We start from the raw sequence: 18,505 nt of genomic DNA, 5'->3' as shown, positions 1-18,505 counted from the left end.
CGTGTAAATGTAACACGATATTTACTGTATTGTAAGCATGATTAAACCAGTTTTTGGTAGGTACGCCACCACAAGTCGGGCATTTCGCCTGATACTGCCGTAGTGTAATCTTCATACCGGCAAGGTACCAGGTGGTATCGCTCGTTCATGGAGCCGCCGGTTGGGTAAGGCACCTGCATCCACCAACGATCTGATTTTTTACTTTTCACGAATACAATTTCATGCTCATCGTGCTTTAAAGTGGTTTTATAAACCAGATATTGCGATTTAGGCTGTAGTGGAAAATCCTGTTTCCGGTTATAAAAACCATCTATGAAATACCATATCATTTCGGCTACCAGCATGGCGGTTTGTCCGTTACTATCATAAGCTGGGTTAAACTCATAAAAGCCGATAGAGCTTAGCTTATCATTAAAGCCCGCATAACGACAGATCTGACAGGCTTCTTCCCCATAAAAGCCATTGGGCGTAGCATTGGCATTCCCTGCTGCATCTGATGAACGGATAGCGCCAATATCAAAGCTCAGCATGCTAGCATTGCGGATTATAGGTTCCGTTACATTGATATGTCCGGTTAGTTCACCCAAACGGTGTACATCAAAAAACAAAGTATCCATTACCCGCAGGCTTTCCTGGCTCACAAAGTAAGTTTGGTAACCCAAGTTACTGAAGTTGAATAAGTAGTTAGGCTCGTACAGAAAGATTTTATTCAGATAAGATGCTGAAGTAGTGGCATCGGTTTCTTCCATGTCGGCTACTTCATCCAGGTCAAAGCGTGAATCTACCACCACCAAATCAACCCGTTGCTCCATGTCTTCATAGGCTAGGTACTGGGCGTAAGTTAAATCCTGCCCGCCGCCTATAATGACTGGTACAATATCCAGCTTAATTAAAGTAGATACTGCCGTTTTCAAGGCAAAGTAAGTATCACTTACCGAAGCACCCTGTCGTATGTTGCCCAAATCATAAATTTTGGTATCGTAACTACCCTGGTAAAGCCGGTATAACTTTTCGCGTATATAATCAGGGCCTAAGGCACAGCCCGTGTTACCCGTAGCGTTACGATCATCCTGCACACCGATAATGACCACATCGGGCTTTTGCTCTTCTAAGTCAGGAAACTCATAAACATACACCTCCAGTTTACTACCCATTTGGTTAGGGTTATAGCCTTGGCCGGGTATAATTCGGGTTACATCAACAGGGGTAAAAAAATCCGATAACGACATGGTTCGTATTTACAAAAATTCAAATATCCATTATTTTAAATTAAATTGCGCTGTTTTTATCAAACTCGTCTTTTTACATGATTCTGGTTACCGGTGCAACAGGCTTTTTAGGCATGATACTGGCCCGGCAACTAGCTGAGCAAAATCTGCATTTCCGTTGCATTAAACGAGCTACTTCTGTAATTCCGGATGAATTAAAACCTTATCAGCATCTCATAGAGTGGCGCGAAGCCGACATATTGGATGACAATGCGCTGGAAGATGCTTTTACTGGCATTACTCAAGTATATCATTGTGCGGCCTGGGTATCTTTTAAGCAGGCTGATAAAGAACCCATGATTAAAACCAATGTTGCAGGCACAGCCAATGTAGTGAACTTGTGTTTGCAATATGGTGCCCGCCTGGTGCACGTGAGCTCAATAGCTGCCATTGGCCGTGGCAAGCCTGATGAATTAATTAATGAAAAGCACCATCTGGAAGAAACGCCGGCCAATAACATTTATTCTATCTCAAAGCTGGAGAGCGAAATGGAAGTTTGGCGCGGCATTGCTGAAGGGTTGGATGCTGTCATTGTAAATCCGTCGGTAATTATTGGAGCCAGCGCGGGTGTGGATGGCAGCGGTAAAATATTTGAAACCGTACGTCAAGGCATGAATTTTTATACTACTGGCACTTGCGGTTTTGTAGATGTAGAGGATGTTGCCCGCGTAATGATTATGCTGATGGACAGCGATATTACAGCCGAACGCTTTATTGTCAATGCCGAAAACTGGAACTATAAAGATTTAATTACCACCGCAGCCAACTTTTTAAACGTGAAAGCCCCCACCCGGCAAGCCAAGCCCTGGATGATGGAGATTGCTTGGCGAACTGCTGCCACTTTAGCCGGTATTACTGGCAAAGATCCCGCTATTGACAAGATAGCTGCACAATCAGCTACCGAAACCCAAAACTACGATAATTCGAAATTGAAGACAGCGATTGGTTTTAACTACAAACCTATTTGGGAAACTGTGCGGGAAATATGTATTAGGCTGAATAAAGCCAGTTAATAGCAATCCACATTATTTATTTACTGAAGGATTTACTTGATGCCAGAACAGGTCATATTAATAAAATATTGGCCCTTGGTTCTAATCCATTATCTTTACCCCCCATCATGGGGCAATATTACATTATTGATTTTGATAGTACGTTTACGCAGGTAGAGGCGCTGGATGAACTGGCCCGTATCTCTCTGCAAGACCATCCCGACCGGGAACATATTTACCAGCAAATTGAAGCTTACACCAATGCCTCAATGGAAGGCCGCTTATCATTTGCTGACAGCTTGGAAAACCGTGTTAAGCTTTTGCAGGCCAACCGTGAGCATTTGCACCTGCTGGTAAAACATCTGCGCAAAAAAGTATCACCCTCTTTTTCACGAAATAACATCTTTTTTAAAGAACATACCGATGAGGTACTGATTGTTTCGGGCGGATTTAAGGAGTTTATTATTCCGGTGGTAACCGAATACCACATCAAAAAAGAAAATATTTATGCCAATACCTTTTTGTTTGATGAGCAGGGAAACATTATAGGCTATGACCGTAGCAATCCACTTTCGCAGGAAGGTGGCAAGGTAAAACTACTGAAGGAGCTTAATCTGCAAGGCGATATTTACGGCATTGGTGATGGCTACTCAGACTTTCAGTTGAAAGAATCTGGCCTGATTAAAAAGTTCTTTGCTTTCACGGAGAATATTGAGCGAAAATCAGTAGTCGAGAAAGCTGACTACGTAACACCCAGCTTAGATGAATTTCTTTACATCAACCGTTTGCCACGGGCTATCTCCTACCCTAAAAACCGCATCAAGTGTTTGGTGGTAGGCCAGGTTGAAGAAGATGCTTTGGCACAGATGCAAAAAGAGGGTTATAACATCAGGCATCATCAGGAAATTAAAGAAGAATACTTACAGGAGGCCGGTGTACTGCTGTGCGATGAAGAACATCAACCCACGCCCGAACAACTGGAAAACGCTGGCCGGCTTAAAGTAATTGGCTGTTTCGGAAAGGTAAGTAACCGCCGAGTTATAGAAACAGCTTGTGATATGGGCATTATCATTTTTGACGACCCTAAGCACAACCCGCATAATACTGATTTTATTCCAAAGCGGGTGATCGCGTTCATGAATGAGGGTAAAACACACACCAGCTGCAACTTTCCGGATTTGCAGCCACCACGTGTAAACAACGCACACCGCTTAATTCATATTCATAAAAACATACCGGGTATTTTGGCGCAAATTAATGAAGTATTTGCCAGGCACAACATGAATATAGTAGGTGAGTTTCTGGTTACTAATTCACAGATTGGTTATGTGATTACCGACGTAAATGCCGGTTATGATGAGCAGGTGCTCAACGAGCTGAAAGCCATTCCGAATACTATCAAGTTTAGGTTGCTGTACTAATAAGAATGGTTGAATAAAGCCAAATGAAATAACCGTGTTGGTTTATTCGGCTTTATTCAACCATTCTGCCTTACTCATTTATTAACTTTTATTTTCTTCGGGCAAAGGTACTACCAGCACCGGGATATCGGCATTGCGGATAATAGATTCTGCCACGCTGCCCATCAGCAAACGATCTAGTCCACTGCGGTGATGTGTACCTACTACTATCAGGCTCGCCCCAAACTGCGCAGCACAGCTCAAAATACCATCCGAACTGGAACCGTACTCATTAAAATAAGATACATTTAAACCTTGCCCGTATTTATCAACAGTACTTTTAACAATCGTAGAAGATGCTTCATTTTGTGCATCCATTATATCATTATATACTAAATTGGGCGTTCCTTCAAATGGCATCCCTAAGGTAGTATCGGTTGCCGGTGTAATAGTAGATGGTACAGGCTCAATAATGTTTACTAAACCCACTGCAGCACCAATTTTACGAGCCAGATCAAAGCCGTAAGCCGCAGCATGTTCAGCGTATTTACTATTATCAATGCCGATTATTATTTTTGAAATTTCCATTTTTTACCAGGTTTATTGCTGTATTAAATATAACAGCAGACATATAAATTGTTTTTTCTGACTGTTTACGTTATCTACTAACAACCTCCGGCGGCTATTATATTACGGCTAAATATCACCCGTGATCCGCGCAGTACAGTAAATACACCTTTAGCGGTGTAAGTGCGCCCGGTAGTATTGGTTTGAGAGGTAATGCGGATGCTGACAGTGTAGTTCTTGTTAAAAAAGCCATACTTTCTACGATCAGGGAATTTCAGTGATTTTAATTTTTCCTGATGCCCGTTTATCGTCAATACGCCTTTATCAAAATTATCAATCCAAATCATTTGCCCGCGGCTTTTACCCGCAGCAGATAAATAATAACGATTGTCGCATTCGCGCATATTGCCTGGAATATGGTTAAACGTAGTTGGACTTTGTGCTGAAACTTTAGTGCTTAAAAACAGGATCGGCAATAATACATAAAGTAGTGTTTTCATGGTTTTAACAGGTTTATACTATTGAATTTACGAGTTTACTTTAAAAAATATTAACTTGGCACAGTACACTATATTAAACTAATCGAGCCATGATTACTGAAACGCTTGACCTTAAAATAACCCGCACCGCACATTCACGTCTTGCTGAAACCGACTTTAACCAGTTACAGTTTGGCCATACATTTACAGACCACATGCTGGTAGCTGATTATGCCGACGGTGAATGGAAAAATTTCCAGATTTTACCTTATGGCGAACTCAGCTTATTGCCTTCTATTTCGGCCTTGCATTACGGACAGGCTTTTTTTGAAGGCTTAAAAGCGTATAAACAACAGGATGGCAGCGTTTCTGTTTTTCGGCCAGATAAAAATGCCGCCCGTTTCAACAAATCAGCCCAGCGCCTGAGCATGCCAGAGATGCCGGAAGATCTGTTCATTCAAAGCGTTGCAGCCTTAGTAGATGTAGAACGCGACTGGATTCCTACAGCTGATAACCATTCGTTGTATATCCGTCCGGTAATGTTTGCTACCGACCCATACCTGGGCGTAGTAGCTTCTAAAACCTATAAATTTGTGGTGCTTACCTGTCCGGTTGGCCCATATTTTACCAAGCCTTTGCGCGTAAAATTTGAAACTCAGTACACCCGTGCTGCCGAAGGTGGCTTTGGTTATGCCAAAGCAGCAGGCAACTATGCAGGCGCCATGCTGCCTACCCGTAAAGCTATTGAAGAAGGGTTTGACCAAATGATCTGGACCGACGCTAAAGAACACCTATATGCTGAAGAAATGGGCGCAGCTAACGTTATGTTCATGATTGATGGTAAACTGATCACTCCATCTACCCGCGATACGATTTTGGATGGTGTAACGCGCGATACAGTACTTGCACTAGCTCATGATATGGGAATACCCGTTGAGGAACGTCGTGTAGCCATCAGCGAATTAGTAGAAGGTGCTAAAAGCGGTAAACTAACGGATGCCTTTGGTGCCGGTACAGCAGCTACAATTGCGCCAATAGGTACTATCAATTACCAGGGTGAGGATTACAAGTTGAGCGATCCTGCCACACGTGAATTCTCCAACAAATTATTCCAAACTCTGAACGATATTCGTTACGGCCGTGTATCTGACACTCATGGCTGGAACTATAAAGTTTAAGTTTGAAGAACCTATAAAAAAGCGCTTTTATATACAAAAGCGCTTTTTTTTATAGGTTCTTTTTAGCATGATTTATAATTGATTTAGATCATAATATCAAACAAAAAGAGCCGCTTAGAGCGGCTCTTTTTGTTTGATACTTGAAAGGAAATATTACTTCTCTTCTGTTTTATTTTTTGAATCCTGAACTTCCAGGCGAATCGCTTGGGCTAAGTTTTTCAGGTCTTGCATACCTTTACGTACGCGGGTTCCGGCTGCACTATTGCCTTTGTTGTAAAATTTTTCGGCATCAGCTTCTAAAGATGCGATAAGGTTTTTTACCTGGGTAAATTTTTCCATTTTAAATTACTCCTAAAAAAAAGATTGAGGTATGAATATTTTAACTAAGCTAATCTAAAGCGTTTTTTGAATATAAAAAAATTTTGATCCTTATAAAATGCGTTTTCAGCACAATATAGGCACTTTTATACGCTCATACTTATACAGATGTGCATTATTAAAAAGCGATACGCAATGTACACTTACATAATAATTACGTTGCTATATAGCAGATAACTAAGTACATAGATATATTTCAGTACGAATATTTCGCATTAAGCTTCTTAACCAAAACATATGTGTATAAGCCAACCTACAGATATAGCTTAAAGGAGTGAATTTATTGCAGGTTTGTAACTTGAACTAGCATCTGCATGGCTAAGAATCAACCATAAGCCAAATAAAAAAGCCTTCCAGCAAAATGGAAGGCTTTGATTAAACAATGTAATATGTGTTAGGCAACAGCCATTTTATCTTCTTTGTAATAACCTGCTTTTAACTTTTCAGCTACTTCGCTATAAGCGTTAAGTGTGCGCTCCACATCTTCCATACTGTGTGTTGCTGTTGGTATTAAGCGCAGTATAATCAACCCTTTCGGAATAACTGGATAAACTACGATAGAACAGAAAATGCCATAGTTCTCACGCAAGTCACGTGTTAAACTGGTAGCTTCAAATAAGTCACCTTTTAAAAATACAGGGGTTACCATAGTGTTGGTTACACCAATATCAAAGCCACGCTCTTTTAACCCGTGTTGCAGTGCTGTAGCAACTTGCCAAAGCTTTTCACGTAATTCAGGTTTTGACTTAAGCAGTTCAAAGCGTTTACGCAGACCCATTACCATTGGCATAGGCAAAGCCTTAGCAAAAGTTTGCGACCGCATATTGTAGCGTAAATAGCTTACAATCTCTGTACTAGAAGCAACAAAAGCCCCTATACCAGCCATTGATTTGGCGAAGGTACCAAAGTACACATCTATACCTTCTACACAATCCTGCGCCTCATGTGTGCCTGCACCGGTTTTACCCATAGTGCCAAAACCATGTGCATCATCAACCAGCAACCGGAAGTTGTATTTTTCTTTAAGTGCAATAATTTCTTTCAGCTTGCCTTGTGCGCCCGACATACCAAAAACACCTTCAGTGATCAATAATATACCGCCACCGCTTTGTTCAGTTAACCTGGTAGCACGCTCAAGTTGTTTTTCGCAGCTGGCAATATCATTATGCTGGTAAACAAAGCGCTTACCCATGTGCAAGCGGACGCCATCAATAATACAAGCGTGCGACTCAGCATCGTACACAATAACATCATTACGATCAACCAGTGTATCAATGATTGATACCATACCCTGATAACCATAGTTCAGCAAAAAAGCATCCTGCATACCTACAAACTTGGCTAAGCCCTGTTCTAGTTCTTCATGGTATTTGGTATTACCAGACATCATGCGGGCACCCATTGGATATGCTAAGCCATAATCAGCAGCTGCTTGCGCATCAGCTTCACGAACTTCAGGATGATTAGCCAGACCCAGATAGTTATTTAAGCTCCAGATTACATGTTCTTTACCGTTAAATTCCATGTGTGGCCCAATTTCACCTTCCAGCTTAGGAAAAGAAAAGTAACCATGTGACCATTTCTGATGCTGACCTATTGGGCCACCAACGTTTTTCGATATTTTATCAAATAAATCCACTGCTATTGCTAAACTATTAATATCTATACAAATATAGCTGATTGTTATAGGCCAAACAACCGTTATAACTTTTTTTAATAGGGTATAACAAAAGGAGCCTTTGCATATAAATACAAAGGCTCCTTTTGTTATACTTCAAGTGTAATTAATCTACATTATCGTGTAGAAAAGAATTGTTACGGCGTATTTCTGTGTTGCCGTCATTTTCTGATAAAGAGAACTTAGAAATCTGGCTCTCGTTAGAAGCCGGAGTTTGCTGTAATGAAATCTCTTTACGACGGTAAGCAGGTACATTTTCCATCTCCTGAATATTACCGTTGCGTAATTTCATGCTTAAATCTTTCAGGCGCATAATACGCTCACGTGATTTACGCAGTTGCTCCTCAATAGACTCGTCAGTTTTATGGTCATCAGCGTTTGGTACAGGTTGAGGTTCTGGCTCTGGTTGTACCAACACTTCACGGGCTGGTTCAAAGTTCATAACCGAGTCAGCTACCTTATACACCAAATCACTTGGCTCCTCTTCGCTCATGGCTTGCGGCGCATCATCAATCAGGTTATGACGGATAATACCTGAATCGTCACCATGGGTAGCAGTATCAAACAAACCGCTTGTTTTTTGCTGTACTTCTTTAGGACGGCTTACTGGTACTTCTTCCTTACCAGGTTTTACAAACTCATTCACCGGTTTTACCAGTGGTGTATTTTCAGGCATCAACATAGATACCACTTTCTTGTTGCTCAGTTCCTTTTCACGCTCATCGTTAGTTTGGAAACCAGTAGCAATAATGGTAACTGAAATTTTTTCGCCCAAAGCTTCATCTATACAGTTACCCCAGATTAAATCGGCTGATAAACCAGCTTCTTCCTGTATGTAATCTGTAATGATGCTTACTTCATCCATGGTTACTTCTTTACTACCTGAACTGATGTTTAACAGGATGTAACGAGCACCTTCAATTTGGTTATCTTTTAACAATGGCGATGATAAAGCACCTTCTACAGCACGCAGGGCACGGCTATCACCTTCGGCAGAATAACTACCCATGATAGATACACCGCTATCCTTCATTACAGTGCGTACGTCTTTAAAGTCAACGTTGATGTAACCAGGATGAGTTATTATTTCAGCAATACCTTTAGCTGCTGTGGTTAATATATCGTCGGCTTGTGCAAATGCTGAACCTAATGTCAGGTTGCCAAATATCTGACGTAATCTGTCGTTCGAAATCACTAAAAAAGAATCTACATACTTCTTTAGTTCTTCCAAACCTTCTTCAGCCTGTAACTTACGGCGTTTACCTTCAAATGAAAAAGGTGTAGTTACAATACCTACGGTTAATATATCCAGTTCGCGAGCTGCCTTGGCAATAATAGGGCTTGCACCAGTACCAGTACCACCGCCCATACCAGCAGTAATAAATAGCATTTTGGTAGTGGTACCCAGCATACGTTTTACATCTTCAATGTTTTCAATAGCCGAGTTTTTACCTACTTCGGGTATTGAACCTGCTCCCATGCCTTCGGTTAAGCTAGAACCCAATTGTACCTTATTAGGTATAGGGCTTAGCTCAAGCGCCTGTGCATCTGTGTTGCAAATAATGAAGTCAACACCGGTAATACCTTGTTTGTACATGTGGTTTACTGCATTGCCGCCGCCGCCGCCAACACCAACTACTTTAATGATTGACGACTTTTCTTTTAACATCTCAAATTGCATGGTACTAGTTTTCAGGAATATATGTGTTGATGAATACAGGTGATTTAGTAAGTGTAATTATAAGAGTTTTTTGATTAATTTTTTTAGCTCTTTTATAATTTCTTAACAATTGTTTTTTACTCCTTATTTTAAAAAGTCTTCGTCTTTAATGTCATCTTTAATAAACTTTTTACCGGTTTCCAGTATCTTACCCAGTAAGCCAAATTTCCGATCGTCGGTATATTTTACTTTCTCGGTTTTAACTTCTGGCTGATTGTAATCGGCAACGTTATTATACTCCATTTTTTGAATGCCTTTAATTAATAAACCAATACCTGTAGCAAATGTTGGACTTTGCAGCTCTTCATAAATATTTTTTGGCAAATGCTCATTTTTAGCCAGGTGTTCATTAGGGTAACCTACACGGCAATCTAAACCGGTTACATACTCTACCAATTGTGGTAAATGTTTTAGTTGTGCGCCACCACCTGTAATTACAATACCTGCAATCAGTTTCTTTTCGTAACCTGATGATTTGATTTCGTAATATACATGCTCAATAATTTCTTCAATACGGGCCTGGATAATGTAAGCCAGGTTTTTTACTGAAATTTCTTTAGCATCACGGCCACGTAAGCCAGGCACGCACACAATTTCATTTTCTCGGTTTTCATCAGCCAAAGCAGAACCAAATCTCACTTTCAGTTGCTCAGCAATATTGCGCATTACCGAACAACCTTCGCGAATATCTTCAGTAATACTATTTCCCCCAAACGGAATTACTGCAGTGTGGCGAATAATACCTTCATGGAAGATAGCCACATCGGTAGTACCACCACCAATATCTACCAGCACTACGCCGGCTTCTTTTTCTTCTTCGCTTAATACCGATTCTGACGATGCCAAAGGCTCCAATATAAGCTCCTGGCTTTCTAAATGTGCTTTAGTTACACATTTTACAATATTCTTGATAGCTGTTACCTGCCCCGAAATGATATGGAAATTAGCCTCCAGCCGTACACCCGACATCCCAATCGGATCTTTAATTCCCGGCTCATTATCTACAGTAAATTCTTGCGGTAGTACATGTATAATCTCTTCCCCCGGTGGCATCACTAAGTTATACATATCCTCAATCAGCTTGTCAATATCCTTACGGCCGATTTCGGTATTCAAATCACGACGGGTAATTAACCCACGGTGCTGTAAACTTTTAATATGCTGACCGGCAATACCTACATTTACTACTCTGATCTCTACGTTTGATTGTGAGCCAGCTACTTCAACTGATTGGTTTATGCCTTGTACGGTTTTGTCTATGTTCGATACCATCCCACGGGTAACACCTGCCGACTCGGCTTTGCCAATGCCTAGTACTTCAATCTTTCCATTTTTGCTTCTACGGCCAACAATAGCGCAAATTTTGGTAGTACCAATATCTAACCCTACTACAATTGGCGAATTTTTCTCTTTCGGTGCACTTTTTTCCATAGTCTCTTAATTTGTTGGGGATGAATCTTTAACTGACTGCAATGTATCTTTTTTAACAGCGGCTATATGCTTTGCTGTATCTGTTTTCAAATTTTCGGTTTTAACACCTACTACCTGGTTTGCGTATTTGATGTTAATAATTTTGTACTTATCCCACCCGATTTGGGGTAAAGCTTGCTTGTAAAATATTTTTAAGTTGTGAAACTTACTTTCTAATGAATCGGCATTACCTACTAATATCTTCTGGTCTCCAATACGTGGAATAAGTTCTATCTCGCGGTTCTGATCTACATAAATCTGGGCAATCTGCGCATTCCAAAGTGTGTCTTTCCTGATAAACTCAGCAGTTTTAAACAAATCTTTAGCCAGTTTGGTGTGCAAAGTATCTATCCGGCCCGAAAAAATTTCATCAATATTACCATTAGCCACCAATACCGGTGCCGTAAAATTATCAGAAAGCGGAATTTTCAACCCGTGCTGATCCACGTAGAAGTCCTGATCGAAACGATTTAGAATACGCACGGCTGGCTGCCGCTGAGTTATTTCAGCATGGATTACGCCATCCATATCGGCATACATTTTAGCAAACTCAATAAAAGGATTAGCCTTCAACTTATTTTCCAGATCATGGATGTTGATATCTTCCATTTTGCGGCCAATTAAATTATGGCTACTTACCTGTAAAATTCTATCTACTTCATGCCGGTCAATAAACGATTGCGTGCCTGGTATATAAACATCTACCTTACGACATATAACGCCGGCTTTTTTACCTTCAATAAAGCTCATGAGTACCACTAAGCCAGTAATACTTACCAGCCAGCTTAAAGCTATCAACACCCGGTTCCACGCTATCTTACGCCACATAGGTCAATATTTGCTTTAATGGTTCAACAATCTGGTCAATATCGCCCGCTCCTACTGTAAGCAGCAACTCGGGTTTTTCCTGTTGTATGCGAGTTATAATCTCCTGCTTGCTGCACAGATATTTGGAGGCTAAGTGCATCCGATCTAAAATCATGGCAGCACTTACCCCTTCAATAGGTAGCTCACGTGCCGGATAAATATCCAACATTAGCAATTCATCGGCCATATCTAAAGCTTCGGCAAAACCATCAACAAAATCGCGAGTACGGGTGTACAGGTGCGGCTGAAAAATGGTAGTTAGCCGGTGATTAGGATATAGCTTTTTGATGGATGACAAACAAGCTTTTAACTCTTCAGGATGATGAGCATAATCATCAATATAAATATGCTGCTCGTTTTTTACTACATATTCAAAGCGACGCTTTACTCCGGTAAACGATGCTAAAGCTGATTTAATAGCTTCAGCTTTTACCCCTAAATACAAAGCCGCTTGTGCAGCAGCTACCGCATTTTCAATATTGTGCATACCGGGTATGCCTATAGCAATATCAGCAATGGTGAAATCGCTGTTCCTAAAATCAAAATAAAACTGCCCGTTTTCAATCCTGATATTATCAGCATAGGCATCTGCTGCTTCCGTACCTATAGTGTAGGTGGTAGCACTATGTGCCAGAGGCAAATCCTGTTTAGCTATCAGCTTTCCGCCAGCTTTAATTTGCGAGGCAAACATCCGAAAAGATTCGGTCAGATGAGTATGATCACCATAAATATCCAGATGGTCAGCATCCATCGAAGTTATAATAGCAATATCCGGGTGTAAAGTTAAGAATGAACGATCATATTCATCAGCCTCTACCACCATAATATTTGTATCGCCATACAAAACATTAGTTTGGTAGTTAGATGCTATCCCTCCTAAAAATGCGGTACAGCTAATACCAGAACTTTTTAAGATATGCGTAATCAGGCATGAAGTAGTTGTTTTACCATGTGTGCCCGCCACAGCGACGGTAAAACTGCTTTGGCTAATTAAGCCCAGCACCTGCGACCGCTTGTAAATATCGAATCCTAGATTTTTGAAATGATTCAGGATAAGCGAATCTTTCGGAATAGCAGGGGTGTAAATAATTAACGTTTGCTCATCAGGCGTATTGAATCCATCAGGAATCAGGCTTACATCATCTGTGAATACAACTTCTATTCCCTCTTGCTGTAAGGCTTCAGTTAATGGCGTTGCAGTTTTATCATACCCGCACACACGGCAGCCTAAATGATGGAAATACCGAGCCAATCCGCTCATGCCGATTCCGCCGATTCCGATCAGGTAAACTTGCTTTATAGTGCGTAACTCCATTGTTGATTAATCCTTCGTTTACTAGCTAAATAGAATAGTTTGTTTATTTCTTATTGTTAATAATATCAATTACCTGCCCGGCAATTACCTCATCAGCATTAGGCAAAGCCAGTTTGCTGATGTAATTACTTAATTGCTTCTGCTTATCTTTATCATTTAATAAAGACAAAGCTTTATCAATCAAATTAGCTTCAGCATCACGATCAGCCACAAAAACTGCCGCATGGTTTTGCACCAATGCTAAAGCATTTTTAGTTTGATGATCTTCGGCTACATTAGGCGAGGGTACCAGTATAATCGGTTTACCTACAATACATAGCTCTGCAATGGTACCGGCACCAGCACGTGATATAATCACATCGGCAGCGGCATAAGCCAAATCCATACGATTTAAAAACTCCATTACCCGAATATTGGGATGATAATTTTCACCTAATTGCTCAATGATGTTTTTATAATAAACCTTACCAGTTTGCCATACCAGCTGCACATCAGCTGCTATAATTTTATCCAACCCCGCCAGTACACTATTATTAAGCGTACGAGCCCCAAGGCTGCCACCAGTTACCAGTATGGTTTTCTTGTCGGGCGACAGTTTGAGCAATTCAAGCGCCGAAAAGCGTTTGCCGGCGATATTTACGGATTCCCTTCTTACAGGGTTACCTGTTTTGATAATTTTATTTACTGGAAAGAATTTATCCATTTCATCAAAAGCCACACAAATTTTTTGTGCTTTTTTACTCAGCCATTTATTAGTAATACCAGCATATGAGTTTTGCTCTTGTATCAGTGTGGGTATTCCCATTAACGAAGCCGCATACAGCAACGGACCGGAAGCATAGCCTCCTACGCCCACAGCCGCATCCGGGCGGAAATCTTTAATAATTTTGACAGCATGTCTGATGCTCCGGATCAGCTTTACCGGAAACATTACATTTTTCCAAACAGATTTACGCTGAATACCCTGAATATCTAAACCAACAATTTTGTAGCCGGCTGCGGGTACTTTTTCCATCTCCATACGCCCCAATGCGCCAACAAACAATATTTCAGTATCAGGATGCAGCTTTTTTAAAGCATTAGCAATGGCCACAGCCGGAAAAATATGCCCGCCAGTACCACCACCACTAATGATGATGCGCAAAGGCCTGCCCGAAACTGTTACGGGAAGCTTTTGGTTGGCAATATTTTGTTTTCCGTTTGGCATAAATGTTCGTTTTGTACTGCTTAATTCAACATCCGTTTTCTGGCAGCTATGCTACTTCTAAAATTTGTCCGACTACTACTTTTTTATTTTTCTGCTCGTTTTCATCAATGTGCCGGCTTACTGATAAAATAATGCCAAAAGCTACACTGGTAAATAGAATTGATGTACCACCCATACTTACCAACGGCAGTGGCACACCTGTTACGGGGCCTAAACCTACAGCTACAGCCATGTTGGCAAATGCCTGAATAGTTAAGCTAAAACTTAAACCAGCAGCCAGCAAAGCGCCAAAGGCCTTAGGTGCTTTAGTTACTATTTTAATACAGCGATAAAGCAGGAACAGGTAAATACCCATCAGGAATACGCCGCCTAATAAACCATACTCTTCAATGATGATCGCATAAATTTCGTCAGAGAAAGCTTCGGGCAAATAGTTACGCTCGGTACTGTTACCAGGACCTTTACCGAATATACCGCCAGAGGCAATAGCAATCTTTGCGTGATCGCCCTGAAACTTTTTATCGGAACTTACTGCTTCAGGATGCATAAACGTGTGTATACGCGTAATGTACAGGTGGCGGCGTGGGCCTAAAAACATCACCATCATAGTTAATAACCCACCAGCTAAACATACCACAGCAATTTGCTTTACACTGATACGACCAATAATTAACAGCAGAATGCTTACACCAAAAAGCATTAGCGCAGTTGACATATTGGCCCAGGCAATTAAAACAAACACAATACATACCGACCCCATGATAGGCACAAAAGATTGCTTTACATCTTTAATGTTCTCCTGCTTGCGTGATAACAAACGAGCCAGATAAGTAATCAGAGCCAGCTTGGCCATATCTGATGTTTGAAAGCTTAAACCGGTTCCGGGTATAGCTATCCACCTACTGGCATTATTGATATGCGCACCGAAAACCAGTGTGTACAACAGTAAAGGGATAGTAATAATCATGAGCATTTTGGATATGCCAGCGTAATACCGGTAATCTAGCTTATGCGAAATGTACATCAGCCCGATACCCCCTATCATCATAAACAGGTGCTTCATCAAAATAGCTTCAGTTGCCTTTCCCTGCTTATAAGCTAACGTTCCGGTTGAGCTGTACACCGCCAACAGTGATACTACTGATAGTAATATCACAATAAGCCATATCCAGCGGTCGCCCTTGGTTTTGCTTAAAATTCTTTCCATCCTTTTATCTGTCTGAACCCGAATTATTGAATTCCCTGAACTTCTGGCAGTAGCTTTCCGGTATGTGCGAAAAGTATTCTGCTACATCACATTTTTAAAAGCTTTGCTTAAAGCTCCATTACAGCTTTCTTGAACTGATCGCCACGCTCTTCGTAGTTTTTGAATAAATCAAAGCTGGCGCAAGCTGGTGATAACAATACGGTTTCTCCTTTTTTAGCCAGGTGGTAAGCAGCTTGTACAGCATCTTTTACTGAACGTGTATCTACAATAGTATCTATCTCATCGCTGAAAGCTTCATGAATGCGGCGGTTATCTTTACCCAGACACACAATCGCTTTTACCTTTTTAGATACTAAATCTCTTAATTCGTTATAGTCGTTACCTTTATCAACGCCGCCTAAGATAAGTACAACCTTACCAGGCATGCTTTCTAATGCATACCAGGTTGAATTTACGTTGGTAGCTTTTGAATCATTAATAAACTTGATACCTGATATTACAGCTACCTCTTCCAGGCGGTGAGCTATGTTTTTAAAATCACCCATACTTTCACGTACGGTATCGTTACGCAATTCCAGAATTTTGGCTGTGATGCCCGAAGCCATAGAATTGTAGATGTTGTGCTTGCCTTGCAAGGCTAATTTGTTGATAGTCATTTGGAGATGGTTTTTTGGTGTATTAATATTAATTTCTTCACCGTTCAGGTATGCACCCAACGGTAATTCTTTTTGAATAGAAAATGGTAATAGTTGAGCCTCAAAGGTGTGCTCAGTCATGTATTTTAATGTTTCCGCATCATCAGCACAGTAGATGAAGTAATCATCGGCTGTTTGATTTTGCGTAATGCGGAATTTAGAGGTCACATAGTTTTCCATCTGGTAATTGTACCGGTCCAGATGGTCGGGAGTAATATTTAGCAGGATAGCGATATGCATTTTAAACTGATACATATCATCCAGCATAAAGCTGCTTAGCTCCAGCACATAGTAATCAAAATGTTCGGTAGCTACCTGGTAGGCAAAGCTTTTACCAATATTACCTGCCAAACCTACGTTCAAGCCTGCATTTTTCAGGATGTGGTAAGTAAGACTGGTAGTAGTAGTTTTACCGTTAGAACCTGTTATACCAACAATTTTTGCATGAGTATACCGACCTGCAAACTCAATTTCAGAAATTACGGAGATACCTTTTTCACGTAATGCTTTTACAATAGGCGCTTTTTCAGGTATGCCCGGACTTTTAATCACTTCAGCAGCCTGAAATATTTCTGCCTCGGTATGCTGATTTTCTTCAAAGCGAATTTTCCAGCCTTGCAACTGTACTTTGTAGTGATCGGCAATTGGACCAAAATCTGAAACAAATACATCATACCCCTGCTGTTGGGCCAAGTAAGCTGCGCCTACGCCGCTTTCGCCAGCGCCCAGCACTACTAACCGCACCCCAGCCTTTTCCGAAAGGGAAAAAGAGGTAATGGATGATATAGTATTTGTTTCGCTCATGTATTTATTTCCTTATTAATATTTTTAAATGTTTTATCTCAACTTCAGGGTAATCACAGTTATGATGGCTAGCAGAATACCGATAATCCAAAAGCGGGTTACAATCTTGGCTTCGTGAAAACCTCTTTTCTGATAATGGTGATGCAAAGGAGCCATCAGGAATACTCTACGGCCTTCGCCAAAACGTTTTTTGGTGAATTTAAACCAACTTACCTGCATAATTACAGAGGCATTCTCAACCAGAAATATACCGCATAGTAAAGGCAGCAATAGTTCTTTACGGATTACAATAGCAAAAACGGCAATAATACCGCCCAGTGCCAAACTACCTGTATCACCCATAAATACCTGCGCCGGAAATGAATTATACCACAGAAAACCTACGCAAGCACCAACAAACGCACCTGCAAAAATTACCAGCTCGCCAGAATTAGGCAGGTACATGATATTCAGATAATCGGCAATGAATGTATTACCAGATACATAAGCTAATATGGCCAGCGTAACTCCTATAATAGCTGAGGTACCCGTAGCCAAGCCATCAATACCATCTGTAATGTTGGCGCCGTTTGATATAAAGGTGATAATGAAAATCACAAACAACAAAAACACCAACAAGGCATAATACTCATAGCCTGGACCAATAAATTTGAGCACTTTGGCATAATCAAACTCATTGTTTTTATAGAAAGGCATGGTAGTTTTGGTAGACTTGACATCCTGAGTATATACCGGCGTATTGTTCTTCATGTGGAAGTTTACCGGCGCATCATATTTTACTGGCAGTTTTACTTCCTGACGAATGATAACATCGCTATGGAAATACATAGTCCAACCTACAATGATGGATAAACCTACCTGACCTACTATTTTGAAGCGACCAGCTAGCCCTTCTTTATTTTTCTTGAATACTTTGATATAATCATCCAGAAAGCCGATTGCCCCTAACCAAACGGTAGTAACCAGCATCAGGATGATGTAAATATTATCTAGCTTGGCAAACAACAACGTAGGTATTAAAATACCTAGTAAAATGATGATACCGCCCATGGTAGGTGTACCCGCTTTTTGCATTTGCCCTTCCAAACCCAAATTACGCACAGTTTCGCCCACCTGTTTGTAGCGCAAATAATCAATTAAACGGCGGCCCCAAACGGTAGTAATAACCAGCGAAGTAATTACCGCTAAAGCCATACGAAACGTAATGTACTGAAACACTCCTGCACCAGGAATATTGTAGTTACGGTCCAAATAGCTAAATAGGTAGTAGAGCATGTGTT

Annotated in this window: 16 protein-coding genes; 3 read left to right on the top strand and 13 right to left on the bottom strand. The window is 40.8% G+C overall.

Going from position 1 to position 18,505, the window contains the following annotated elements; genetic code table 11:
* Positions 1–41: 41 nt before the first annotated feature.
* Positions 42–1,229, bottom strand: a complete 1,188-nt coding sequence (locus HH214_RS16710; RefSeq protein ID WP_169609531.1) for a formimidoylglutamase — start codon at positions 1,227–1,229, stop codon at positions 42–44.
* Between the two features lie 77 nt (positions 1,230–1,306).
* Here HH214_RS16710 and HH214_RS16705 point away from each other — a divergent pair, with 77 nt between their 5' ends.
* Both HH214_RS16705 and HH214_RS16700 read left to right on the top strand, forming a co-directional pair.
* The gene (locus HH214_RS16705; protein WP_169609529.1) at positions 1,307–2,281 is read left to right on the top strand and encodes an NAD-dependent epimerase/dehydratase family protein; all 975 of its coding nucleotides are present in this window, start codon (positions 1,307–1,309) and stop codon (positions 2,279–2,281) included.
* Positions 2,282–2,388: 107 nt separating this feature from the next.
* Positions 2,389–3,681, top strand: coding sequence for an HAD-IB family phosphatase (locus HH214_RS16700; RefSeq protein ID WP_169609527.1), 1,293 nt, complete (start codon positions 2,389–2,391; stop codon positions 3,679–3,681).
* An 81-nt stretch (positions 3,682–3,762) separates the two neighbouring features.
* On the opposite strand, the gene HH214_RS16695 is transcribed toward HH214_RS16700, so the two are convergent.
* Both HH214_RS16695 and HH214_RS16690 read right to left on the bottom strand, forming a co-directional pair.
* Positions 3,763–4,248, bottom strand: a complete 486-nt coding sequence (locus tag HH214_RS16695) for a universal stress protein (RefSeq protein WP_169609525.1) — start codon at positions 4,246–4,248, stop codon at positions 3,763–3,765.
* Between the two features lie 77 nt (positions 4,249–4,325).
* Positions 4,326–4,727, bottom strand: coding sequence for a hypothetical protein (locus tag HH214_RS16690; protein WP_169609523.1), 402 nt, complete (start codon positions 4,725–4,727; stop codon positions 4,326–4,328).
* Between the two features lie 92 nt (positions 4,728–4,819).
* Here HH214_RS16690 and HH214_RS16685 point away from each other — a divergent pair, with 92 nt between their 5' ends.
* A complete protein-coding gene (locus tag HH214_RS16685; RefSeq protein WP_211166403.1) occupies positions 4,820–5,884 on the top strand; it encodes a branched-chain amino acid aminotransferase in 1,065 nt (354 codons plus the stop codon).
* A gap of 153 nt (positions 5,885–6,037) precedes the next feature.
* On the opposite strand, the gene HH214_RS16680 is transcribed toward HH214_RS16685, so the two are convergent.
* From HH214_RS16680 to mraY, 10 genes are all read right to left on the bottom strand, one after another.
* Positions 6,038–6,223: a histone H1 gene (locus HH214_RS16680; RefSeq protein WP_169609519.1), complete on the bottom strand. Its 186-nt coding sequence runs from the start codon at positions 6,221–6,223 to the stop codon at positions 6,038–6,040.
* A 433-nt stretch (positions 6,224–6,656) separates the two neighbouring features.
* Positions 6,657–7,901, bottom strand: coding sequence for an aminotransferase class I/II-fold pyridoxal phosphate-dependent enzyme (locus HH214_RS16675; RefSeq protein WP_169609517.1), 1,245 nt, complete (start codon positions 7,899–7,901; stop codon positions 6,657–6,659).
* A 145-nt stretch (positions 7,902–8,046) separates the two neighbouring features.
* Entirely contained in the window at positions 8,047–9,621 is a 1,575-nt protein-coding gene (ftsZ, locus tag HH214_RS16670; protein ID WP_169609516.1) for a cell division protein FtsZ, read from the bottom strand.
* A 123-nt stretch (positions 9,622–9,744) separates the two neighbouring features.
* On the bottom strand, positions 9,745–11,091 hold the full coding sequence (ftsA, locus tag HH214_RS16665; protein WP_169609514.1) for a cell division protein FtsA: 1,347 nt from the start codon (positions 11,089–11,091) through the stop codon (positions 9,745–9,747).
* A gap of 6 nt (positions 11,092–11,097) precedes the next feature.
* Positions 11,098–11,958, bottom strand: coding sequence for a cell division protein FtsQ/DivIB (locus HH214_RS16660; RefSeq protein WP_169609512.1), 861 nt, complete (start codon positions 11,956–11,958; stop codon positions 11,098–11,100).
* Positions 11,948–13,312, bottom strand: a complete 1,365-nt coding sequence (gene murC / locus HH214_RS16655) for a UDP-N-acetylmuramate--L-alanine ligase (RefSeq protein ID WP_169609510.1) — start codon at positions 13,310–13,312, stop codon at positions 11,948–11,950. Before murC ends, HH214_RS16660 begins: the two co-directional genes overlap by 11 nt.
* Before the next feature lie 43 nt (positions 13,313–13,355).
* Entirely contained in the window at positions 13,356–14,519 is a 1,164-nt protein-coding gene (gene murG, locus HH214_RS16650; RefSeq protein WP_169609508.1) for an undecaprenyldiphospho-muramoylpentapeptide beta-N-acetylglucosaminyltransferase, read from the bottom strand.
* A 46-nt stretch (positions 14,520–14,565) separates the two neighbouring features.
* Positions 14,566–15,726, bottom strand: coding sequence for an FtsW/RodA/SpoVE family cell cycle protein (locus HH214_RS16645; RefSeq protein WP_169609506.1), 1,161 nt, complete (start codon positions 15,724–15,726; stop codon positions 14,566–14,568).
* A gap of 107 nt (positions 15,727–15,833) precedes the next feature.
* Positions 15,834–17,225, bottom strand: coding sequence for a UDP-N-acetylmuramoyl-L-alanine--D-glutamate ligase (gene murD / locus HH214_RS16640; protein ID WP_169609505.1), 1,392 nt, complete (start codon positions 17,223–17,225; stop codon positions 15,834–15,836).
* Between the two features lie 33 nt (positions 17,226–17,258).
* Positions 17,259–18,500: a phospho-N-acetylmuramoyl-pentapeptide-transferase gene (gene mraY, locus HH214_RS16635; RefSeq protein ID WP_169609503.1), complete on the bottom strand. Its 1,242-nt coding sequence runs from the start codon at positions 18,498–18,500 to the stop codon at positions 17,259–17,261.
* Positions 18,501–18,505 lie beyond the last annotated feature (5 nt).

It is taken from the genome of Mucilaginibacter robiniae (assembly GCF_012849215.1).
GTDB classification, from domain to species: Bacteria; Bacteroidota; Bacteroidia; order Sphingobacteriales; family Sphingobacteriaceae; genus Mucilaginibacter; species Mucilaginibacter robiniae.
This window is presented reverse-complemented; position numbering and strand designations above follow the sequence as displayed.